This is a genomic window from Erythrobacter epiphyticus, assembly GCF_034653295.1.
GTDB lineage: Bacteria > Pseudomonadota > Alphaproteobacteria > Sphingomonadales > Sphingomonadaceae > Erythrobacter.
The window spans coordinates 171,694-191,850 of record NZ_JAYEEU010000002.1 but is presented as its reverse complement, the minus strand read 5'-3'; the positions used below and the strand labels follow the sequence as shown (position 1 = coordinate 191,850).

General features: G+C 64.1%; 20 protein-coding genes and 1 tRNA gene. 10 read left to right on the top strand and 11 right to left on the bottom strand.

Annotated elements, in window-relative coordinates; all coding sequences use genetic code 11:
• The first annotated feature begins 71 nt into the window (after positions 1 to 71).
• Positions 72 to 1,091 carry an aspartate carbamoyltransferase catalytic subunit gene (locus tag SOQ14_RS01390; protein ID WP_322896123.1) on the top strand — a complete coding sequence of 340 codons (1,020 nt, stop codon included), beginning with the start codon at positions 72 to 74 and terminating at the stop codon, positions 1,089 to 1,091.
• Positions 1,088 to 2,323 carry a dihydroorotase gene (locus SOQ14_RS01385; RefSeq protein ID WP_322896121.1) on the top strand — a complete coding sequence of 412 codons (1,236 nt, stop codon included), beginning with the start codon at positions 1,088 to 1,090 and terminating at the stop codon, positions 2,321 to 2,323. The genes SOQ14_RS01390 and SOQ14_RS01385 overlap by 4 nt, the downstream gene beginning before the upstream one ends.
• Before the next feature lie 12 nt (positions 2,324 to 2,335).
• Here the strand turns inward: SOQ14_RS01385 and SOQ14_RS01380 are convergent, their stop codons facing one another.
• The 3 genes from SOQ14_RS01380 to SOQ14_RS01370 are packed head-to-tail and all read right to left on the bottom strand — an operon-like array spanning position 2,336 to position 5,156.
• A complete protein-coding gene (locus SOQ14_RS01380) occupies positions 2,336 to 3,727 on the bottom strand; it encodes an SPOR domain-containing protein (protein ID WP_322896119.1) in 1,392 nt (463 codons plus the stop codon).
• Positions 3,728 to 3,766: 39 nt separating this feature from the next.
• Positions 3,767 to 4,420 carry a type II toxin-antitoxin system HicB family antitoxin gene (locus SOQ14_RS01375; protein WP_322896118.1) on the bottom strand — a complete coding sequence of 218 codons (654 nt, stop codon included), beginning with the start codon at positions 4,418 to 4,420 and terminating at the stop codon, positions 3,767 to 3,769.
• 16 nt (positions 4,421 to 4,436) lie between these two features.
• Positions 4,437 to 5,156 (bottom strand): AAA family ATPase, encoded by a 720-nt coding sequence (locus tag SOQ14_RS01370; protein ID WP_322896116.1) that lies wholly within the window; start codon positions 5,154 to 5,156, stop codon positions 4,437 to 4,439.
• A 307-nt stretch (positions 5,157 to 5,463) separates the two neighbouring features.
• On the opposite strand from SOQ14_RS01370, the gene SOQ14_RS01365 reads away from it, so the two are divergent.
• The 4 genes from SOQ14_RS01365 (at position 5,464) to bfr (ending at position 8,673) form a co-directional block, all read left to right on the top strand.
• Positions 5,464 to 6,306, top strand: coding sequence for an SPOR domain-containing protein (locus tag SOQ14_RS01365; RefSeq protein WP_322896114.1), 843 nt, complete (start codon positions 5,464 to 5,466; stop codon positions 6,304 to 6,306).
• Positions 6,307 to 6,433: 127 nt separating this feature from the next.
• Positions 6,434 to 7,708, top strand: a complete 1,275-nt coding sequence (locus tag SOQ14_RS01360; protein WP_322896112.1) for a DUF418 domain-containing protein — start codon at positions 6,434 to 6,436, stop codon at positions 7,706 to 7,708.
• On the top strand, positions 7,657 to 8,043 hold the full coding sequence (locus SOQ14_RS14440) for a (2Fe-2S)-binding protein (RefSeq protein ID WP_416232713.1): 387 nt from the start codon (positions 7,657 to 7,659) through the stop codon (positions 8,041 to 8,043). Before SOQ14_RS01360 ends, SOQ14_RS14440 begins: the two co-directional genes overlap by 52 nt.
• Before the next feature lie 147 nt (positions 8,044 to 8,190).
• Entirely contained in the window at positions 8,191 to 8,673 is a 483-nt protein-coding gene (gene bfr, locus SOQ14_RS01350) for a bacterioferritin (RefSeq protein WP_322896108.1), read from the top strand.
• Between the two features lie 72 nt (positions 8,674 to 8,745).
• Here bfr and SOQ14_RS01345 read toward each other — a convergent pair whose 3' ends face one another.
• From SOQ14_RS01345 to SOQ14_RS01335, 3 genes are all read right to left on the bottom strand, one after another.
• Positions 8,746 to 9,237 (bottom strand): DUF2721 domain-containing protein, encoded by a 492-nt coding sequence (locus SOQ14_RS01345; RefSeq protein WP_322896106.1) that lies wholly within the window; start codon positions 9,235 to 9,237, stop codon positions 8,746 to 8,748.
• Positions 9,237 to 10,646, bottom strand: coding sequence for a ribosome biogenesis GTPase Der (gene der, locus SOQ14_RS01340; protein ID WP_322896104.1), 1,410 nt, complete (start codon positions 10,644 to 10,646; stop codon positions 9,237 to 9,239). The genes SOQ14_RS01345 and der overlap by 1 nt, the downstream gene beginning before the upstream one ends.
• Before the next feature lie 93 nt (positions 10,647 to 10,739).
• Positions 10,740 to 11,024: a DUF3297 family protein gene (locus SOQ14_RS01335; protein WP_322896102.1), complete on the bottom strand. Its 285-nt coding sequence runs from the start codon at positions 11,022 to 11,024 to the stop codon at positions 10,740 to 10,742.
• A gap of 132 nt (positions 11,025 to 11,156) precedes the next feature.
• On the opposite strand from SOQ14_RS01335, the gene SOQ14_RS01330 reads away from it, so the two are divergent.
• Together SOQ14_RS01330 and tig are read left to right on the top strand one after the other, a co-directional pair.
• A tRNA-Leu gene (locus SOQ14_RS01330) sits at positions 11,157 to 11,241 on the top strand.
• A 66-nt stretch (positions 11,242 to 11,307) separates the two neighbouring features.
• Positions 11,308 to 12,852, top strand: coding sequence for a trigger factor (tig, locus tag SOQ14_RS01325; RefSeq protein WP_322896100.1), 1,545 nt, complete (start codon positions 11,308 to 11,310; stop codon positions 12,850 to 12,852).
• A 382-nt stretch (positions 12,853 to 13,234) separates the two neighbouring features.
• On the opposite strand, the gene SOQ14_RS01320 is transcribed toward tig, so the two are convergent.
• Positions 13,235 to 14,734, bottom strand: a complete 1,500-nt coding sequence (locus SOQ14_RS01320) for an amidase (RefSeq protein ID WP_322896098.1) — start codon at positions 14,732 to 14,734, stop codon at positions 13,235 to 13,237.
• A 162-nt stretch (positions 14,735 to 14,896) separates the two neighbouring features.
• On the opposite strand from SOQ14_RS01320, the gene clpP reads away from it, so the two are divergent.
• Both clpP and clpX read left to right on the top strand, forming a co-directional pair.
• A complete protein-coding gene (gene clpP / locus SOQ14_RS01315) occupies positions 14,897 to 15,598 on the top strand; it encodes an ATP-dependent Clp endopeptidase proteolytic subunit ClpP (protein ID WP_322896096.1) in 702 nt (233 codons plus the stop codon).
• A 196-nt stretch (positions 15,599 to 15,794) separates the two neighbouring features.
• Positions 15,795 to 17,060, top strand: a complete 1,266-nt coding sequence (gene clpX, locus SOQ14_RS01310) for an ATP-dependent Clp protease ATP-binding subunit ClpX (protein ID WP_322896094.1) — start codon at positions 15,795 to 15,797, stop codon at positions 17,058 to 17,060.
• 246 nt (positions 17,061 to 17,306) lie between these two features.
• On the opposite strand, the gene SOQ14_RS01305 is transcribed toward clpX, so the two are convergent.
• From SOQ14_RS01305 to mtgA, 4 genes are all read right to left on the bottom strand, one after another.
• Positions 17,307 to 17,870, bottom strand: a complete 564-nt coding sequence (locus tag SOQ14_RS01305; protein ID WP_322896092.1) for a fasciclin domain-containing protein — start codon at positions 17,868 to 17,870, stop codon at positions 17,307 to 17,309.
• A gap of 139 nt (positions 17,871 to 18,009) precedes the next feature.
• Positions 18,010 to 18,762: an anti-sigma factor gene (locus tag SOQ14_RS01300; protein ID WP_322896090.1), complete on the bottom strand. Its 753-nt coding sequence runs from the start codon at positions 18,760 to 18,762 to the stop codon at positions 18,010 to 18,012.
• Complete coding sequence (locus SOQ14_RS01295; RefSeq protein ID WP_322896088.1) at positions 18,759 to 19,367, bottom strand: sigma-70 family RNA polymerase sigma factor; 609 nt, start codon at positions 19,365 to 19,367, stop codon at positions 18,759 to 18,761. The genes SOQ14_RS01300 and SOQ14_RS01295 overlap by 4 nt, the downstream gene beginning before the upstream one ends.
• A 75-nt stretch (positions 19,368 to 19,442) precedes the next feature.
• Positions 19,443 to 20,093, bottom strand: a complete 651-nt coding sequence (mtgA, locus tag SOQ14_RS01290) for a monofunctional biosynthetic peptidoglycan transglycosylase (protein ID WP_416232712.1) — start codon at positions 20,091 to 20,093, stop codon at positions 19,443 to 19,445.
• Positions 20,094 to 20,157: the final 64 nt, after the last annotated feature.

The window sequence follows — 20,157 nt, the reverse complement described above, 5'->3', positions numbered from 1 at the left end:
AAACTTCCAAGCAAAAGCGAGGTTCCTATGGGTTGAGCAGTCGATGGCGCTCGACTAAGGGCGTTGACGCGATGGGTGAACAGGGCACTTTTCAGGCGACAGGCCGCTTTCCGGAAGGGCGGCTGGCATTTCCCCATCGCGATCTCACCGGGATCGGCCAATTGGCCCGCCATGAAATCCTCTATCTGCTGGCCGAGGCTGAGCAGTGGGTCGAACTGAACCGCCAGCGGTCCAAGCATTCCGATCTGCTCGCCGGGCTGACGATCATCAACGCCTTCTTCGAAAATTCGACCCGCACGCTTCTCAGCTTCGAGATTGCCGGCAAGCGGCTTGGCGCCGATGTCGTCAACATGCATGCCGCCACCTCGAGCGTCAAAAAGGGCGAGACGCTGATCGATACGGCGATCACGCTTAACGCGATGCGCGCCGATGCGATCGTGATCCGCCATGGTTCGTCAGGGGCAACCCGGCTGATTGCCGACAAGGTCGATTGTCCGGTGCTGAATGCGGGCGATGGCAGCCACGAACACCCGACGCAGGCCTTGCTCGATGCGCTGGCGCTGCGGCGCAAGCTGGCAGAGCTGGGGCAGGCGAGCGAAGATTTCACCGGGCTCAAAGTCGTGATCTGCGGCGATATCCTGCACAGCCGCGTCGCGCGTTCGAATATCCTCAGTCTCACCGCGCTGGGGGCCTGCGTGCGGGTCTGCGCGCCGCCCGCGCTGATGCCCGCCGGGATTGCGGCGATGGGTGTTGCTGTGTTCCATGATTTCGATGCCGCGCTGGAAGGGGTGGATGTGGTGATGATGCTGCGCTTGCAGCAAGAACGTATGGCCGGGCAGTTCATCCCTTCGGCGCGCGAATATCATCACCTCTATGGTCTGACCCGGCAGCGCCTCGCGCGGGCTGCGTCGCACGCGCTGGTGATGCATCCTGGCCCGATGAACCGCGGGGTCGAGATCGATAGCGAGGTGGCCGATATGCTTGATCGCGCGATCATCACCCAGCAGGTCGAAATGGGTGTGGCGATCCGCATGGCCTGCCTCGATATCCTGACCCGCGCGGCGCGCGGTGTCGAAGGCTGGACAGCATGAAACAGGTGCAGCCCTTCACCATCACCGGCGGGCAGGTGGTGACGCCCGCAGGCGTGATCGCAGGCGCGGTGCGCTGCGCGGGCGGGATGATTGTTGCGGTCGGCGCCGATGTTGCGCCCGAGGCAGGCGATGCGGTCATCGCGGCCAAGGGCCAGCTTGTCGCTCCCGGCCTTGTCGATCTTGGTGTCTTCGCCATCGACAAGCCCGCGTTCCATTTTGGCGGGATCACGCGCGCCGCGCTGATGCCCGATCAATCGCCGCCGCTGGATTACCCCAGCCGGATCAATTTTATCGCCAAAAGCGGCAAGCCCGATCTGTGGGTGCACCCGCTGGCTGCGGCGACCCGCGCGCTCGAAGGTCAGCAGCTTGCGGAAATCGCGTTGATGAAAGAAGCGGGTGCCCGCGGGATCGCCACTGGGCGGCGCTGGATTGCTGATTCGGGGGTCATGCTGCGGCTGCTGCAATATGCCGCGATGCTTGATCTGGTGGTCGTAACCCATGCCGAGGATGCCGCCCTCGTCGGTGAGGCAGCGGCCACTGGGGGCGAAATCGCGACCCGGCTCGGCCTGCCAGCCGCGCCTGCCGAGGCCGAAGCGCTCGCGATTGCGCGGGATATCACGCTCGCCGAACTGGCCGGCGCGCAGCTTCATATCCGTCAGGTGACAACCGCCAAGGGCTTTGCGCTGGTGCGCGAGGCCAAGGCGCGCGGGCTTCCCGTCACGTGCGGGATCACGCCGGCCCATTTCATGCTGTCCGATCTGGCGACAGCCGATTTCCGCACTTTCATGCGGCTTTCGCCGCCCTTACGCACTGAAGCGGATCGTCAGGCCGCGCGCGCTGCCCTTGCCGAAGGCGTCGTCGATGTGATCGCGAGCGGGCATGATCCCCAGGGGCCGGAAGACAAGCGCTTGCCCTTTGCCGATGCCGCACCGGGGATGGCGGGGGCGGAAACGCTGCTGGCGATGGTGCTCGGGCTGGTGCGGGACGGCGTGCTTGATCTGCCGCGCGCCTTTGATCTGATGGCGCGCAACCCCGCGCATCTGCTAGGCGTTGCCGCTGGCGCGCTCGTGCCGGGGCTGGAAGCCGATATCGCCATCATCGACCCGGAAGCGCCGTGGATCATCGATCGCCGCAAGATGGCGGCGACAGCCGATAACACGCCGTTTGACCGGCAGGGGACGCAGGGCCGCGTCACCGCCCTGTTCAAGGGCGGAGTCGCGATTTCGCGCTAATCAGGAATCGGTTCAGCGTGCGCGCGCGGCCAGCCGCACGCCCTTGTCGACGGCACCCGCCGGCGGGCTCGACGCGGCGTAAGTGAAGCAGCCGCGCCCTGCGGACTTCACCGTGCCGCACAGGCTCTTGGCGCTCTGCGCGCCGAAACCAGCGGCAGCGACGCGGAAGAAGGTGCGCCCGTTCACCACGGCTTCGGTGATCACAACATCATGCGCGGCAAGCTGCGGGAAGCGCGACTTGAGCACGGCCCAGCCGCGTTCGGCCTCGACCCGGCTGCTGTAGCTGCCGAGCTGCACCAGATGGCTGTCCTGCGACGTCTCGCTCGCGGCGGCGCGCGGTGCCGGTTCGGCACTGGCGACGGTGGTGGCGGCCATGCGGCGCTGCGGTGCCGGGGCAGGGCGGCTGCCCGCGCGCGGCAAGGCTTGCACCACCGGGTTCGAAACAAACCGCACCGCATTGCTGCGCGCAGCAGGGGCTGCGACCGGCGCCTGTGACGGGGTCGGATCAATCCGCTCGATCGGCTGCGGGACGGGTGCGGTATCAGCCATGCCGAAGGCGAGCGCCTCGCTTTGGCGCGGGGCTTCGGGCTGATCACTAATGCCCGGCTCCGCCGCTGCGAACGCGGCATTGCTGCGGAAGTTGGCAAGCGCGAGGTGGGCCGGCTGACCCATGTCATAGGACGGCTTGACCTTGAGCAGGCTGGCGACGCGCTGCTGGGTCTGATCGGCCCCGGCGGTCGCCGCCCATTCGACCATGCGATCATCAATCTGGCCAGCAGGCACGTCTTCTGCCGCCATCACCCGCGCCGCGCGCCAATTGCCCGACAGCGCATAGGCATAGGCAAGGTTCTGGCGCAACTTGGGGGTGACCTCTTCCTCGAAACGCACGGCCTGGATCAGCATCTGCACGCCGCGCTGGGCATCACCCGCGAGCGCCAGTGCGAGGCCATAATCGGCAGCGCTCAAGCGGTCGCGCGCGTCATCAAGCGTGGCAATCGCCACCCGCGAATCGCCCACGGCGATCTTGGCGAGGGCATAGCTCAGCACCGTGCGCGCATCGTCGTTGCCAAGATCAAGCGCATCTTCAAAACTGGTGGCCGCCGCCATGAAGCGGCCTGCGCCCATATAGGCAGCGCCGAGCAAGGCGCGGTATTGCGCGTTGAGCGGATCGGCCGCCACCGCTGCTTCGGCGTGGGGAATGGCCTTGCTCGCCTGCCCGTTCTTGAGCGCGGCTTCGGCCTTGGCAATCTGCGCAGGGCCATCCTGCTGCGGGGCCGCCGCTGCCACTTCATAGGTTGCAAGGGCCGCGCCGGCGAGCGCCGCAGGAGCCACCAGCGCGAGCATCGGCGCTACCCGCTTGCCAAGGCTGCGTTGCGCGTTCTGGCTATTCGATGTGCGATCCATGGTGTCTTTCCTCGTTAATCGAGCGGCGTAGGCTTTGGCTCAGTGGCGCTGCAAATGAGCTGCGATGGTGTCGAGTTCTTCGTACTCGGCAAGCATGGCGTCGAGTGCGACGGTCACCAGCGCCTGCGCGCTGACCCCGCGCATCGTGGCGGCGAGGCGCAGCTTGAGGTGGCGTTCCGGATCAAGCCGCAGGGTAAAGGCGGCACGACGGCTGATGGCCGGCGCAGCAGGCTTGCGCGCCGGTCGCGCCGCGAAGGGCACAACAGGCGCAGGTGCCAGCTTGGGCGCGTCATCATGAAGCGGTGCGTAGGCCGTTTCGTCTTCGGCCCAACCGGCTTCGTCCTCGTCGTCGAGTTCAGCCGAGGCCGATTCGGAATCTTCCGGCCCGGTCATCACCGCATCGGCGAGCAGACGCTCTTCAAGGCGGCGCTGCTGGCGCCGCACGATCGGGCTGGCGGCAGCCGCGGCGGCGTTGAACGGGGTGTCGGGATCGATCGATACGACCACCTGCGCGGTGTCATCATCATCCTCGCCCATGTCGTTCCAGCCGAGATCCTCGAGCTGTTCCTCGGCAAGCGCGGGCGCATCGGAAAGTTGGCCCAGCACCGGAAGCTGGGGGCGCATGGCGGGCTTGGCTCCGCCCTTGCGCGCCAACAAGGAGGGGCCGAGCGAGGCGTATCCGCTGTCGGACATCGCTTGCATCACCCTGCTACTGGGCCACTCGGCGGCCAAAGCCACCAGCCGGGCGGGGTACACCGCCCATCATGGGCTGACCTGCCGGGGCGGGCGCGAAGACGGTGCGGCGGAAGTTCTTCTCCAGCCGGTCGGAGACATAGCGCCACAGCGCCGTGATCTCGGCCGCGCTGCGGCCTTCGGGATCGATTTCCATGACGGTGCGCCCGTCGATCATCGAGGCCGCGAAATCGGTGCGGTGATGCAGTGTGATCGGAGCAACCGTGCCGTGCTGCGACAGCGCAACCGCTGCTTCCGAGGTGATCTTGGCCTTGGGGGTCGCGGCGTTGACGACAAAGACCAGCGGCTTGCCCGCGCGCTCGCACAGATCAACCGTTGCGCCCACGGCGCGCAGATCGTGCGGGCTGGGGCGAGTCGGCACCACGATCAGCTCTGCCACCGAAATCACCGACTGGATCGCCATGGTGATCGCAGGCGGGGTGTCGATGACCGCCAGTTTGAAGCCTTGTTGCCGCAGGATCTGCAAATCATTGGCGAGTCGCGCCACCGTGGTCTGGGCAAAGGCAGGATATTCCGCCTCGCGCTCGTTCCACCAGTCGGCCAGCGAGCCCTGAGGGTCGATATCGATCAGCACGACCGGGCCAGCGCCAGCGCGCTGGGCCTGAACGGCGAGATGCCCGGACAGGGTCGTTTTGCCCGATCCACCTTTTTGCGATGCCAAAGCGAGTACACGCAACGCCTGGGTCCCCCTGCTCTTTCAATCAAGTAAGCCGCTGGATTGCGGCGAATTGAGCATGGGATCGCAGGATACCCCTAATTTAAGGTTAACATCCTCGCCTTGAAGGGTTTTTCGAAAGTTTTGCTGGCGTTCCCGTGGGTTGCTTGGCATGCAGCGCATGGCTTGTAACTGATTGATAAGGCGTGATGAGTTGGCGCGGATGGGACTTTGCGAGCAGATCCGGAAAGATAGTGCGGCGTGTGGCCGTGGCCGGTTGTTTTTGTGCCTGCGCGCCGCTGCGGCGGTAAGCGCGCTGGGGCTCGTTGTGGGCCCGGCTCGGGCCGATGTCCCGACCGGGATCGAAGCCTGGGAGGCGGGGGATTATGCGCGCGCGGTCGCCGCATGGGAAGCGCCGGCGGCGGCGGGTGATGCCGACGCTCTGTTCCATCTCGCGCAGGCCTATCGGCTCGGGCGCGGGGTTGCGGCAGACGGCGCCAAGGCGCGCGCCTATTACGCCGCAGCCAGCGCCAAGGGGCATCGGGATGCCTCGGATCATTACGGGCTGATCCTGTTCCATGAAGGGCAGAAGAAGCAGGCCATGCCGCTGCTGATGGCCGCCGCTGATCGCGGTGATCCGCCTGCGCAATATCTGGTGGCGCTCGCCCATTACAACGGGGACTTCGTGACCCGCGATTGGGTGCGCGCCTACGCGCTGATGACGCTGGCACATCAGGCGGGGTTGCCGCAGGCGGCCGCGCCGCTCGTCGAGATGGACAAGCATATCCCGAAGTCACAGCGCGAGCAGGCCACGCGGCTTGCGGCGCGGCTCGCGGCTTCTGCGGAGGAGGGCGACGTGATTGCGCTCAATGCTCCTGAACCATCCGATGGCGCGGCCGACGAAGGCCGCTTTGTCGGCCCTGTCCCGGATGAGGCAATCGCGGGGCGCTGGCGGGTGCAACTGGGTGCCTTCGCCGTGGTGGCCAATGCCGAAAAGCTCTGGCGGACGCTGGCCGATCGCCCCGCTTTGGCAGGCACCGGCAAAGCCCTTGTGCCCGGCAAGCGGCTGACCCGCCTGCATGCCGTGGGCTTTGCCAGCGCGGCGGCGGCGCAAGCGGCTTGCGACGCGCTCTTGCAGGAAGGGCAGGCCTGTCTGGTGGTCGAGCCATAGCAAGCTGAATGGGCAAGGTTGCGTTCGACCGGACGACAAACCGCTTCGATCAAGATGTTGAATTGCCACTATCCTTGCGGCATCAAGCTGCTAGGCTAGGGCGCTTTCCAACAGGGGATGTGGGTGAGTGGAAAAGACTGCTGATGAATGGCGCGCGGGCGAAGCGATCGCTCCGGTCGCGCCGGGCGAACGGATCGCCACACTCGATTTCATTCGTGGCCTTGCTGTGATGGGGATTCTGGCGGCCAATATTGTCGCCTTCGGCCAGCCATTCGATGCCTATATGTATCCGGCTGCCTTCCTGACCGAGCCGGGCGATCCGGGCGGGTGGCTGTGGATCGCGCAATTCGTGCTGATCGATGGCAAGATGCGCGGGCTGTTCACCCTGCTGTTTGGCGCAGGCATGTATCTCTTCATGGAGCGGGCCTGGGCAAGCGGGGCGACCCGCAAGCTTCAGGCGTGGCGCCTGATCCTGCTCATGCTGTTCGGGATGGTGCACTTCTTCTTCATCTGGGCGGGTGACATCCTGTTCTACTACGGGCTGTTCGGGCTGATTGCGCTTGCATGCATCACCTGGTCGGTAAAGCGGCAATTTGCCGTCGGGCTGACCGGCTATCTGCTCGGCGCGGTGCTGTATGCGGTCAGCCTCTCGATGCCCTATCTGATGGTCGACACCAGCCTTGGCGATGATCCGGCGATGGCTGAAACCCGCGAAGAGATGGTCAAGGCCATCGACGAGACGCTGGCACACGGCGATGTGCCCAATGCGGCGATTGCCGCGGGCGATTACGGCACGTTGGTGGCGCACCGCATCTCCGAGCAATGGTATGAGCCAATCACAAATGCCATGCTGTTCGGGTTCGAGACCCTGCCGCTGATGCTGATTGGCATGGCGCTCTATCGCATGGGCTTTTTCAGCGGCGGATTCGATCCGCGGGCCATGCGCCTATGGGGGTGGCTGGGGCTGATCGGCGGCGCGCTGATGCATCTCGCGCTCGGGCTGGTGGTGAAGGCGAGCGGGTTTTCTTACTATGGAACGCTCGCGGGCTTTGTCGCCTGGACGCCGCTGCCGCGCCTGGCGATGGTGTTGGGCATGGCGGCGCTGCTGGTGATCTATGCGCCGTTGGCCACGGGGTGGTTGGGCGATCGGGTGCGCGCCGCCGGCCGCGCAGCGTTTTCCAATTATCTCGGCACCTCGGTGGTGATGATGGTGGTATTCCACGGCTGGGGGCTGGGCCTGTTCGGCGAGCTGAACCGCCCGCAGCTCTATATCGTGGTGGTGCTGGCCTGTGTGCTGATGCTGGCGTGGTCCAAACCGTGGCTGGATCGCTTCCGCTATGGTCCGCTCGAATGGCTGTGGCGCTGCCTGACCTATCGGCGGGTGTTTGCCTTGCGGAAATAGCGGCCGCGCGCAGCATTCCCGATCAGGCAAGGCGCACGCCATCTGGCACCGGAGGGCGTGCGGGCTTCAAAACACCTCTTGTTATTGCGAATAACTCGCATATATTGCTCCTGCAAACGCTTCGCAGGAGTGATTCGGCGGCCATGTATATCTGCATCTGCAACGCAATCCGCGAGACTGACTTCCGCCATGCCGCCATGCGTTGCAAGGGCGACGCGGAAGCGACCTATGCCGCGCTCGGCAAGCGTCCGAATTGCGGTCAGTGCCTTGAAGACGCGCAGGAAATTATTGAAGAGCAGCGCGCCGCTCAATCCTGCGAAGTATTAGCAGTATAAATTGCTGACAGCGCGATTGCGAACAGATCGCAAATGCCTGATTCACAAAGAAAAACTTCCTAATACCCCTTGCGAATACAGCCCGGCAGGCGCTATCTAGAGCGCCAAGCCGCGAGGCACTTTGATTTACCGCAAGGAGCGTGTCCCATGAAGGGCGATCCCAAAGTCGTTGACTATCTCAATCAGGCGCTCACCAACGAGCTGACCGCGATCAACCAATATTGGCTGCATTATCGCGTGCTCGACAATTGGGGCCTTAAGAAGCTCGCCGAGTATGAGCGCCACGAATCGATCGAGGAAATGCAGCACGCCGATCAACTGGCCGAACGCATCCTGTTTCTCGAAGCGCTCCCGAACTTCCAGGCGATCCACCGGCTGAAAGTGGGCGAAACGGTCGAGGAAATCCTCAAGGCCGATCTCGCGCTGGAACACGAAGCCATCCCGCTGCTCAAGGAAGCTTCGGCCTATTGTCAGGAAGTCAAAGACTTTACTTCAGGCCAGATTTTCGAAAGCATCCTCAAGAACGAGGAAGAGCATGTCGATTTTCTTGAAAAGCAGTTCGAGATGATCAAGCTGATGGGCCTTCCCAACTACGTCCAGTTGCAGAGCGCGCCTGCCGGCGAAGGCTGAAGCTGAAAGATCCGTGATCATGTGAAAGGGCGGTGCAGCGATGCGCCGCCCTTTTGCTATCCGGTGCGCCGCCTAGAAGGAGTCAATCTCGTCTGCGCCGCGCGCCGCCAGCCGCGTTTCCATCAGGAAGAAACCGAGCCCCGTCACCAACAGCGCCATGGTCAGCACCCACAGCATGGCAATCAGCGTGCCGATCTGCGCGGTGATATAGGCCGAGATGAACAGCAGGCCGATTACCAGGCTGATCATCACCGCCGCTGCGGTTGAAAACAGGATCGCGCCCTGCGCCAGCTTGCGGCGCCGCATCAGCCAGCCATGTTCGCGCATCTGCTTGGGCGTGCGTTCGTCTTCGAGCTTGTCCTCGATCTTGTCGACGCGCTGGGCGATCCAGATCATCCGGCTCATGATCACATTCATGATCGCCCCGATCCCGGAAAGCAGGAAGGCTGGCGCAAGGCTGAGCTGCACCACCTGCTGCACCCGCGGGGTCGAGGCCGTGCGCTCCAGGATTTCCAGCGCCAGCAGCGGGTTTGCCCCCGCCGAAAGCAGATCGAGCAGCAGCATCAGCTCTCCTTCGAAAAGGGGTTCTTCGGCTGGCGGAAGGTCACGCGCACGGGCACGGCATCAAAACCGAGCTTTGCGCGGATGCCGTTGATCAGATAGCGTTCGTAGCTTTTGGGCAGGGCATCAAGCCGCGTGCCGAAAATCACAAAGCGCGGCGGGCGGGTGCCGACCTGCGTGATGTAGCGCAGCTTGATCCGCTTGCCGCCGGGCGCAGGCGGCGGATTGGCATCGAGCGCATCATCGAACCAGCGATTCAGCGCAGCGGTGGGCACGCGGCGTGACCATGTCTCGCGCAGTTCAAAGGCCGCGCCGAGCATCTGATCCAGCCCCTTGCCGGTCTTGGCGCTGACCGCGAGCAGCGGCAGGCCGCGCACCTGCGCCAGCCCATCGTCAAGCGCGGCGCGGATGCCATTGAACAGCTTGCTCGCGTCCTCGGCGACATCCCATTTGTTGATCGCCACCATTAGCGCGCGGCCTTCTTCGAGCACGAGGCTGGCGATCTTGAGATCCTGGTGCTCAAGGCCCTGGGTGGCATCCAGCAGCAGCACCACCACCTCGGCAAAATCGACCGCGCGGCGCGCATCGGCGACCGAAAGCTTTTCCAGCTTCTCGGTAACATTGCGCTTCTTGCGCATCCCGGCGGTGTCGATCAGGCGGATTTCGCGCACGTCGCCGGTTTTCGGATCGGTCCACTGCCAGTCGACCGCAATCGAATCGCGGGTGATGCCCGCTTCGGGGCCTGTCAGCAGGCGATCCTCGCCAAGCAGCCGGTTGATCAGCGTCGATTTGCCCGCATTCGGTCGCCCGACAATCGCGAGTTTCAAGGGGCCGCGCGGGCGCTCCTCGTCGTCATCAAAGGCCGCATTGGCAGCTTCCTGAGCTTCCTCAAAGGCTTCGGCCTGTGCGCCGATGATCGGCCACAGCGCGCCGAACAGATCGGCAATGCCTTCGCCATGTTCGGCGGAAAGCGCGATCGGATCACCCAGCCCGAGCGCATAGGCTTCGAGCACGCCGCCTTCGCCAGCCGCGCCTTCGGCCTTGTTGGCGACGAGCACCACCGGCACGGATTGTTCGCGCAGATAGCGGGCGATTTCTTCATCGAGCGGGGTGAGCCCGGCACGCGCGTCAATCACGAACAGCGCGGCATCAGCACCTTCAAGGCTCGCCTCGGTCTGGGCGCGCATCCGGCCGGGCAGGGTGTAAGGGTCTTCATCCTCCCACCCGGCAGTATCGACAATCGTGAAGTGCAGCCCGGCGATCACCGCATCGCCCATGCGGCGATCACGCGTCACCCCCGGCTGATCATCGACCAGCGCGAGTTTCTTGCCCACCAGCCGGTTGAACAGCGTGGACTTGCCGACATTGGGCCGACCGATGATGATGACTTGCGGTTTGCTGGGAACGCTCATGATTGCGGCCCAAGTGGGCGCAAACAGGCGGTTTGGCAAGTTTGTTGCGGCTCAGACCGCGCGCACCGCGGTTCGCGTTAGCGAAACCTCGGGCTACTCCTTGCGAGCGACCGGAGCATCCTCGCCAAGGTCTTCAAACCACGCTTCGACCTCGCCGGTCAGCTTGATCAGCAGCGGCTGGCCGCGGCGATCCACGGTCTTGCCCGCCTGCACCCGCACCCAGCCTTCCGAGATCGAATATTCCTCGACATCGGTGCGTTGCTTGCCCTTGAAGCGGATGCCGATCCCGCGCTGGAGCAGTTCGGCGTTGAAATAGGGGCTCGCCGGGTTCACCGAAAGGTGATCGGGCGGCAGGTCGGTTGCGGTGCTGTCGGTCATGATGCGGGCCTCTAATCCGCCTTTGGCCTGCCTTCAAGCGTGTTGCGCTTGCCCTTTTGATCCAAGCGGGATAGAGGCGCACGCAAGAACGCGCGGGGGGCCTTGCTTCCCGCGCGGCTTCGTTCGGGCAATGCGGGCGTGGCGAAATTGGTAGACGCGCCAGATTTAGGTTCTGGTATCGCAAGATGTGGGGGTTCGAGTCCCTTCGCCCGCACCAACTTCGCCTGATCCCGCGCCGCCTGGCTTATTCGGATTTCACTTCAAGAAGGCTTTGCCCAATCCCATGCAAACCAAGCAGACTGTCAATGAAGGTTTGAAGCGCAGCTACGCCGTAACGATTTCGGCGGGTGACATCACCGCGCGTGTCGATGCCGAGCTGAAGAAGATCGCGCCGCAAGTGCGGATGCCGGGCTTCCGGCCGGGCAAGGTGCCGGTCAACCTGCTCAAGAAGATGCATGGGGAAAGCGTCCACGCCCAGGTGGTCAATGATGCGATTCGCGATTCGCTCGACAAGCTGATCCGTGATGAACAGCTGCGTCCGGCCATGCAGCCGCAAGTCGAACTCGGCGCCGGTTACGAGCAGGGCAAGGATGCCGAGCTGACGATCAGCCTCGAAGTGCTGCCCGTGATCGAAGCGCCGAGCACCGATGGCCTCAAGATCGAGCGCCTCGTGGTGCCGGTCACCGACGCGCAAATCGACGAAGCGCTCGCCGGGATTGCTGGCAACAACAAGAGCTACAAGGACGCGCCCAAGACCAAGAAGGCCGCCGAAGGCGATCAGTTGATCATTGATTTCGTCGGCAAGCTGGATGGTGAGCCGTTCGAAGGTGGCGCCGCGGAAGACACCGCGCTGGTGCTCGGCTCGAACATGTTCATCCCCGGCTTTGAAGATCAGCTGGTGGGCGTGAAGACCGGTCAGGAAAAGACCATCACCGTCACCTTCCCGGCGGATTATCAGGCCGATCACCTCGCCGGCAAGGAAGCGACCTTTGATGTCACGGTGAAGGCCGTGAAGACCGAGACCGAGACCGTGATCGACGAAGATTTCGCCAAGAACCTCGGCCTCGATAGCCTTGATAAGCTCAAGGAGATCATGAAGGCGCAGCTCGAGCAGCAGACCGCAGGCCTCACCCGCACCCAGATGAAGCGCCAACTGCTCGATCAGCTGGCTGCCGGTCACAGCTTCGAAGTGCCGCCGAGCATGGTTGAAGCCGAATTCCAGCAGATCTGGACCCAGCTCCAGCAGGAAGCGGCGCAGGATGCTGATCCTGCCGCTGCGCTCAAGCAGATCGAGGACGAGAAGGACGAATACCGCACCATCGCCGAGCGCCGCGTGCGTCTGGGCCTGTTGCTGTCGGAAATCGGCCAGGCCAATGGCGTCGAAGTGACGTCGCAGGAAATGGGCATGCTGGTGCAGCAGGCGGCTGCGCAATACCGTCCGGAAGATCGCCAGCGGTTCATCGAATATGTCCAGTCCGAGCCGATGGTTGCTGCCCAACTGCGCGCCCCGCTCTATGAGGACAAGGTCGTCGACTTCCTGTTCGACAAGGCCGACATCACTGAGCGTGAAGTGACGGTGGAAGAGCTGCAGGCTGCCATCGAAGCCGACGAAACCGCCGAAGCTGCGCCCGCTGCGAAGAAGGCTCCGGCCAAGAAGAAAGCCCCGGCCAAGAAGGCCGAAACGGCTGCTGACGATGCGGAAGCCAAGCCTGCCAAGAAGCCTGCTTCGGGCAAGGCCGAGAAGGCTCCGGCGAAGAAGGCCGAAGCGAGCGCTGACAAGCCGGCGGCCAAGAAGGCTCCGGCCAAGAAGGCGGCTGCGAAGAAGTAAGGCGAAGGCGCAATCAGCGTCTCGAGGGACGAATGCTTGCGTTTTCCGGACGTTGCGTATAGTCTTACCGTACCAGTGACAGGTTGTACCTGTTGATCGACCCCCGGCCGCTGCAACGGCTGGGGGTCAATTGTTTCAGAAGCCCGAGGAGCCGGCTGCAACCAGCTCCCCGAACCGTGACTGACAGCTACTTTGATCGTGACACCTCGACCACCTTTAAAATGAGGGTGGCGAAAGCGATCATCAATCCAAGCAACACGCACATTTCAACCAGTGACATGCTTGCTACCTCGTTGATCTGACAGCGGAATTGCTGCCGTCACGAGACATGCCACAATTAATCAGGGGGCGCGCCCCGGAATGCTATCCGCGTTGGCGATAATCACTCCCCCGCAGGTTTCCACCGCTCGAACGAAGGCGTGGGCAGCTTGGCTGTCCGCGCTTTTTCGTAGGCGGCACCCGCCTTCAGAACCTCGTGATCCTGCCATTGGCCGCCCATGATGCTGAGGCCGATGGGCAAGCCTTCCACCGCGCCCATCGGCACGGTGAGATGCGGATAGCCCGCAATCGCTGCGAGATAGCCCGCGCCCGTTCGCCCGGAGAAATTGTCGCCGAGCACCAGATCCGTGCTCCACGCCGGGCCCATCGTCGGGGCGATCAGGAAGGCGACCTGGTTATCGGCCAGCAGCTTGTCGATCCCTTCCGCGCGGGTCATGCGACGGATGGTGGCGAGGTTTTCCTGATAGGCGGCCGCGTCGGTGGTGGTGAGCGCCTGTTCGAGCAGGTCTTGCCCGAACCAGCGCAGCTCATCGCGTGGCTGGGCCTTGTTGAACGCCACCACATCAGCAAGGCTGCGCGGCCCATCGGCAACCGGGCGGGTCGAGAGGTATTTGTCCATCTCCTCCCGCAATTCATACATCAGTACCGGCAAGGTGCTGCGCCAGAAGGTGGGCGGGGTTTCGTAATCGAGGTCAACCAGCACCGCGCCCGCGCGGGTCAGATCGGCCAGCGCGGTTTCGAACAGGGCGGCGATATCGGCCCGTTCCCCCACTGCCTTGCGCAGCACGCCAATCCGCACGCCCTGAAGCGAGGCGGTGGCCAGCCCGGCGGTGTAATCCGCGACGCGCTTGGCCTCGAGCGTAATGGGATCGGCAGGGTCTTGCCCGGCGATGGCATTGAGCAACAGGGCCGCATCATGGACGCTTGTCGTCATCGGCCCGGCGGTATCCTGCGTGCTCGAAATCGGCACGACATGCGTGCGGCTGACTATGCCGACGCTCGGCTTGAAGCCGACAATCCCGTTGACGCTGGCAGGGCAAGTGATCGAGCCATTGGTCTCGGTGCCGATCGCCGCCCAGGCCAGCCCTGCGGCAATAGCCGCGCCGCTGCCCGAGGACGAGCCGCAGGCATTGCGATCAATCGCGTGGGGGTTCTTGGTCAATCCGCCGACCGCGCTCCACCCGCTGGTCGAATCGCTTGAACGGATGTTGGCCCATTCGGAAAGGTTGGTCTTGCCAAGCACCACGCCGCCTGCGCGCCGCAGATTGGCGACCAGCGGCGCATCGCGGCCTGTCGCATTGTCCTTGAGCGCGAGGCTGCCGGCGGTCGTCGGCCATTCGGCGGTCTCGACATTGTCCTTCACCAGCACCGTGCGCCCTTGCAGCGCGCCCTTGGCCGCTTTCGCCTTGGCGGCCGCAGCGGCATCATAGACGATCACGGCATTGAGCTGCGGCCCGGCATCATCCAGCGTGCGGATCCGCTCGATGTGGGTGGCAGCGGCTGCATCGGGGCTTGCCGGCGCGGCCGTCTGCGCGAGCGCGGCTGATGCGGTGGTGGCAAGAAGGGCGGCGAGCGCGGCGCGCGCAAGGCTGTGATGGGTCATGGGCGCCAAGGTGTGCCACGCTGCCTGTGCCATGCAAGCGGGAAAACACCCACCCGGCCTATCCGTCACCCACAATTCACAGCCGACGCGGTAAACGCACTTGAAATTGCCTACCCGGCTCCGACATAGCGGGATGCGAAAACACAAAGGATGCACAGCCCCATGATCGATCTGTTCGGCAATCTCGGCGAGACCTACGGAACCCAAGGCCAGTTTACCCGTGATCCGGTAACCGGCGCACTGGTGCCCGTGGTGGTCGAGCAGACCAGCCGGGGTGAGCGCAGCTTCGACATCTTCTCGCGCCTGCTGCGCGAACGCATCGTGTTTGTGACCGGGCAGGTCGAAGATGGCATGGCCTCGCTGATCGTGGCGCAGCTGCTGTTCCTCGAAAGCGAAAACCCTTCGAAGCCGATCAGCATGTACATCAACTCGCCCGGCGGGGTGGTGACAGCGGGCCTCGCGATCTACGACACCATGCAGTATATCAAGCCGCGCGTGTCGACGGTGTGCATCGGGCAGGCCGCCAGCATGGGCAGCTTCCTGCTCGCAGCGGGCGAGCCGGGGATGCGCATCGCGCTCCCGAATGCCCGGATCATGATCCACCAGCCTTCGGGCGGGGCACGCGGGATGGCATCCGACATCGAGATTCAGGCGCGCGAGATCCTGCGCATCCGTTCGCGGATGAATGATCTCTACGTCAAGTTCACTGGCCAGAAGCTCGAAGAGATCGAACGCGCGATGGACCGCGACACCTTCCTCGAAGCCGAAGAAGCCAAGGCCTTCGGGCTGATCGACAAGGTTTTCGAAAGCCGTCCCGAAAACGAGGAGGCCTCGGCTGACGGCTCGGGCGGCGCTCCGGAATAAGCGACTCCAAAGCTGCGTCACTGCGGGACACGGGCAAGGAAAAGGGCCGGATCTCCGGCTCACCCCCTTCTTTTGTCAGGGCGCAGTGGACAGGAAAAAGCGCGCCGTTGGTTGATTCATCCGGCGCTGAAGATACACTTGACGAATCCGCGCAAGACGAAGCCCGGCTTGTCCATGCGGATTCGAGGACACAGGAATGACCAAATTGAGCGGTTCTGACAGCAAGAGTACCCTCTATTGCAGCTTCTGCGGGAAGTCGCAGCACGAGGTGCGCAAGCTTATCGCAGGCCCCACGGTGTTCATCTGCGATGAATGCGTCGAGCTGTGCAACGACATCATCCGTGAAGAGACCAAGGCAGGAATTGCCGGCCGCAAGGAAGGCGAAATTCCGACCCCGATGGATATTTTCACGACGCTCAATGATTACGTCATCGGGCAGGACCGCGCCAAGCGCGTGCTCTCGGTCGCGGTGCACAACCACTACAAGCGATTGAAGCACAGCGGCAAGGCAGGCGATGTCGAACTCGCCAAGTCGAACATCCTGCTCGTCGGGCCGACGGGCTCGGGCAAGACGCTGCTGGCGCAAACGCTGGCGCGCACCTTCGATGTGCCCTTCACCATGGCCGATGCGACCACGCTGACCGAAGCGGGCTATGTCGGCGAAGACGTCGAGAATATCATTCTCAAGCTGCTCCAGGCCTCGGACTACAATGTCGAAAAGGCCCAGCACGGGATCGTCTATATCGACGAAATCGACAAGATCACCCGCAAGGCCGAAAACCCCTCGATCACCCGCGACGTTTCGGGCGAAGGCGTGCAGCAGGCGCTGCTCAAGCTGATGGAAGGCACCACGGCTAGCGTGCCGCCGCAGGGCGGGCGCAAGCATCCGCAGCAGGAATTCTTGCAGGTCGACACCACCAACATCCTGTTCATCTGCGGCGGGGCTTTTGCCGGGCTCGACAAGATCATTGCTGATCGCTTGCAGAAGCGTTCGATCGGCTTTGGCGCGCATGTCGCCGATCCCGACAAGCGGCGCGTCGGCGAGCTGCTCGAAAAGAGCGAGCCGGAAGATCTGCTCAAGTTCGGCCTGATCCCCGAATTCGTCGGCCGCCTGCCGGTGATCGCCACCTTGCACGATCTCGATGTCGATGCGCTGGTGACGATCCTTAAGGAGCCGAAGAACGCGCTGGTGAAGCAGTATCGCAAGCTGTTCGAACTGGAAGATGTCGAACTCACCTTCACCGACGATGCGCTTCAGGCGATTGCCGAGCGCGCGATCAAGCGCAAGACCGGCGCGCGCGGCCTGCGTTCGATTGTCGAAGGCCTGCTGCTCGACACGATGTTCGATCTTCCCGACATGGAAGGCGTCACCGAAATCGTGATCGACGCCGATGTGGTCGCTGGCAAGAAGGACCCGATCCGCGTTCACGGCTCGAAAGAGCAGAAGGAAGCGGCAGCCTAAGCGAAGCGGCTTGGCCTGACGGCCGGTTTCCTCCCCGTTGCCAAGCAATGGGGAGGCCACTTCATGCTGTCACGGAAGCAAACGGCCCGGCCTGCGAAGCGCGTGGGCTTTGGCACTTGGTGTGCCTGCCCCCCACAGCAAAAACCCCGCCCGGCCCGTGGAGGAGGAGCCGGACGGGGTTCAAGAGGCGCAGCCCCAACCGTGGGAGGTGGGGAATGGCTAGAGCTGCGCTAGCCCAATGCGGGTTTAGGCCGGGAGGAACACCCCGTCGGTCACGTGGATCACGCCGTTGGTGGTCTTCACGTCGGCCATGGTCACGGTCGACTTGCCGCCCTTGGCATCGGTGATCACGACCTTGCCGTTGACGATCTCGGCGGTCAGCGTGCCGCCCATGACGGTGTTGACAGTGGCCTTGCCGCCATTGTCCTTGATCAGCTTGACGAGATCGGTGCTGCTCACTTCACCCGCGACGGCGTGATAGGCGAGAATGCCGATCAGCATCTGCTTGTTCTCGGGCTTGACGAGCGTTTCCACCGTGCCAGCTGGCAGCTTGCCGAAAGCCGCGTCGGTCGGTGCAAAGATGGTGAACGGGCCGGGAGCGGCGAGCATTTCGGCGATGCCGGCAGCCTGCACCGCGGCGACCAGCGTGTTGTGCATGCCGGTGCTCTGCGCGGTTTCCACGATGTTGCCCTTGGCCGCGGCATGGCTGGCGTGGTTGTCGGCGAGCGCCGGGGCGCTGGCGAGCGGGGTGGCGGCGGCGAGAACTGCGAGGGCAGCGGCCTTGAATGTCAGACGGGGGGTAGCGGACATGGAATTCTCCTTGGATAACAAAGCGTCATTGTCGCCCTGTGTGGTAGTTACGCGCCAGCAGCGTTAAGGATGCACGGCAGCGGTGTAAAGCGGGCGAGTTGCCGCTGGTGCACGACGAATTGCTCGCCGCGCGCCAAACCTAGACGGGGGCGAAGGCGCCGCGCGCCACCACCGGCCCTGCCTGCGCCTCGGCCGGCTTGCCGCCCAGCGGTTCGCGGGTGAGCAGGAGCTGCGCCCCGCTCGCGAGATTGCGCGTGACCTCGTCCGGAAGCGCCATGCTGTTGACTTCACCCGGCGCGATCACGCCGAGCGATTGCAAGGCGCCGCCATCCTTGGGCACCAGCCACAATTCGTGATCATGCACGCCATCGGCGGTCAGCCCTGCCGCGCTCACCAGCATCTGGCGCGAGGCGGGGATATAGGTGACATCGAGGCGCAGGCCGGTCTCGCCAATCGGCACGGTGGCAACGAGCGGCGCAGCAGCCAGCGCCGGGGCCTGCGGTTGCGGCTGCGGCGTTGGTGTCGGCCCCAGGACACCGACCATCAGGACCACGGCTGCCGCCGCCGAGGTCAGCGCCGCGATGATCCGCCAGCGCTTGACCCCTGCGCGCAGCGCAATCACTTCGGCCGGGACGGGCGCAGGCGCGTTAATCGCCGTGGCGATCCGGTCCCACAAATCCGTTGATGGCTCGGCCGGGGCGATTTCATCGGCCAGCGGGGCAAACCAGTTGTCCCACCACTCCTTGCGCCAAGCGAAATCGGGATCGACCGCATGCTTGCCGCGCGCGGCAAGCAGTTCCTCGCCCTCAAGCAGGCCGAGCGACCATTCCGCGGCGATCAGCGGATCGTCGCGGCGCACGTCATCATCCCTGTCGGGCGGGGTGCTGCTCATGCCTGCTCGCTCGCTTCGAGACAGGCGCGCAGCCGCATCAGCCCGCGCCGGATCCAGCTTTTCATGGTGCCAAGCGGCACGCCCGCCTGATCGGCCAGCTCGGCGTAGGTCTTGCCTTCGAAAAAGGCCGCGCGGATGTGCCCCTGGGTGCGCTCATCAAGCGCACCCAGGCAGATGTGGATTTGTGCGTTGCGTTCAAGATCAATCAGCAAAGCTTCGGCGAGCGGTGCTTCGTCCGCCAGCGGTGCCGCTTCATCGACCGGCACTGCGCCCTGCCGCACCTTGCCCGTGCGCAGCCGATCAATCGCGCGGTTGCGCGCAAACGCCGCCAGCCACGCGATCGGGCTGGCCCGCGCGGGATCATAGCGGTCAGCCCGCTGCCAGAGATTGACGTACACGTCCTGCAAAGCGTCCTCGGCTTCCTTCCGATCGCCCAAGATACGCAGGCATATGCCAAATAGCTTCACCCGCGTGGCGCGGTAGATTTCCTCGAGCGCGGCCTTGTCGCCTTCGGCAAGCCGCAGCATCGCCGCGCGCAGCGCCTCTCGGGCTTCAGCCGAGGCCGCAGGGGCCGCGGCGGCGGGGCGCTCGTGCTGCGGCATCATGCGCGGCGGCGGGGGAGGTCACAAGGGACGGGCATGGTGTCCGCGGAACGCATGGGCCGGTGCGCCGGTTCCGGCCTAGTCATAGACGCAGGCATCCAGCCCATCGCGCTTCACGATCCCGATGCGCCGTTCGATCCGGTTGCCGTGCCGGGCGAGCCAGCCGCGCGGGTTCTTGACCGAGCGCTTCTTGGGGCTGGGCAAGGCCGCCGCCATCCGGCTTGCCTCATCAGGGGAAAGCCGCGCGGCGGACTTGCCGAAATAGCGCTGCGCCCCGGCCTCGGCGCCATAGGTGCCGATCCCGGTTTCCGCGACATTGAGATAGACTTCCATGATCCGCCGCTTGCCCCACACCAGCTCGATCCAGAAGGTGAACCACGCCTCAAGGCCTTTGCGGAAGAACCCGCCACCCTGCCACAGGAACACGTTCTTGGCGGTCTGCTGGCTGATGGTGGAGCCGCCGCGGATACGGCCGCCTTCCATGTTTTCCTTCATCGCCTGCTCGATCGCTTCGGTGTCGAAGCCCGAATGCTCGCAGAAGCGCGAATCCTCGGCCGCGATCACAGCGGCGACAAGATTGCGATCGATATTGTCGAGCGGCTCCCAATCCTTGGTGATGCCGTTTTCATCAAGCAGCATGGTCGCGGTGACGGGCACCGGCACGAAGCGATAGCCCACCACCAGCACCGCCGTAATCGCGATCCAGCCGATGATAATCTTGGCAAGCATGCGGGCGGCGGTGCGGATCATTCCTGCGCTGTAGGCGAGCGCCACAACCGGCGCAATCGGGCGC

Excerpts from the sequence above, each read along its gene's own strand:
- SOQ14_RS01390 (WP_322896123.1), top strand. The coding sequence starts at position 72 with ATGGGTGAACAGGGCACTTTTCAGGCGACAGGCCGCTTTCCGGAAGGG.
- SOQ14_RS01385 (WP_322896121.1), top strand. The coding sequence starts at position 1,088 with ATGAAACAGGTGCAGCCCTTCACCATCACCGGCGGGCAGGTGGTGACG.
- SOQ14_RS01380 (WP_322896119.1), bottom strand. The coding sequence starts at position 3,727 with ATGGATCGCACATCGAATAGCCAGAACGCGCAACGCAGCCTTGGCAAG.
- SOQ14_RS01375 (WP_322896118.1), bottom strand. The coding sequence starts at position 4,420 with ATGTCCGACAGCGGATACGCCTCGCTCGGCCCCTCCTTGTTGGCGCGC.
- SOQ14_RS14440 (WP_416232713.1), top strand. The coding sequence starts at position 7,657 with ATGGCTGTGGCGCTGCCTGACCTATCGGCGGGTGTTTGCCTTGCGGAA.
- bfr (WP_322896108.1), top strand. The coding sequence starts at position 8,191 with ATGAAGGGCGATCCCAAAGTCGTTGACTATCTCAATCAGGCGCTCACC.
- SOQ14_RS01345 (WP_322896106.1), bottom strand. The coding sequence starts at position 9,237 with ATGCTGCTGCTCGATCTGCTTTCGGCGGGGGCAAACCCGCTGCTGGCG.
- der (WP_322896104.1), bottom strand. The coding sequence starts at position 10,646 with ATGAGCGTTCCCAGCAAACCGCAAGTCATCATCATCGGTCGGCCCAAT.
- SOQ14_RS01335 (WP_322896102.1), bottom strand. The coding sequence starts at position 11,024 with ATGACCGACAGCACCGCAACCGACCTGCCGCCCGATCACCTTTCGGTG.
- tig (WP_322896100.1), top strand. The coding sequence starts at position 11,308 with ATGCAAACCAAGCAGACTGTCAATGAAGGTTTGAAGCGCAGCTACGCC.
- SOQ14_RS01320 (WP_322896098.1), bottom strand. The coding sequence starts at position 14,734 with ATGACCCATCACAGCCTTGCGCGCGCCGCGCTCGCCGCCCTTCTTGCC.
- clpP (WP_322896096.1), top strand. The coding sequence starts at position 14,897 with ATGATCGATCTGTTCGGCAATCTCGGCGAGACCTACGGAACCCAAGGC.
- clpX (WP_322896094.1), top strand. The coding sequence starts at position 15,795 with ATGACCAAATTGAGCGGTTCTGACAGCAAGAGTACCCTCTATTGCAGC.
- SOQ14_RS01305 (WP_322896092.1), bottom strand. The coding sequence starts at position 17,870 with ATGTCCGCTACCCCCCGTCTGACATTCAAGGCCGCTGCCCTCGCAGTT.
- SOQ14_RS01300 (WP_322896090.1), bottom strand. The coding sequence starts at position 18,762 with ATGAGCAGCACCCCGCCCGACAGGGATGATGACGTGCGCCGCGACGAT.
- SOQ14_RS01295 (WP_322896088.1), bottom strand. The coding sequence starts at position 19,367 with ATGATGCCGCAGCACGAGCGCCCCGCCGCCGCGGCCCCTGCGGCCTCG.
- mtgA (WP_416232712.1), bottom strand. The coding sequence starts at position 20,093 with ATGCTTGCCAAGATTATCATCGGCTGGATCGCGATTACGGCGGTGCTG.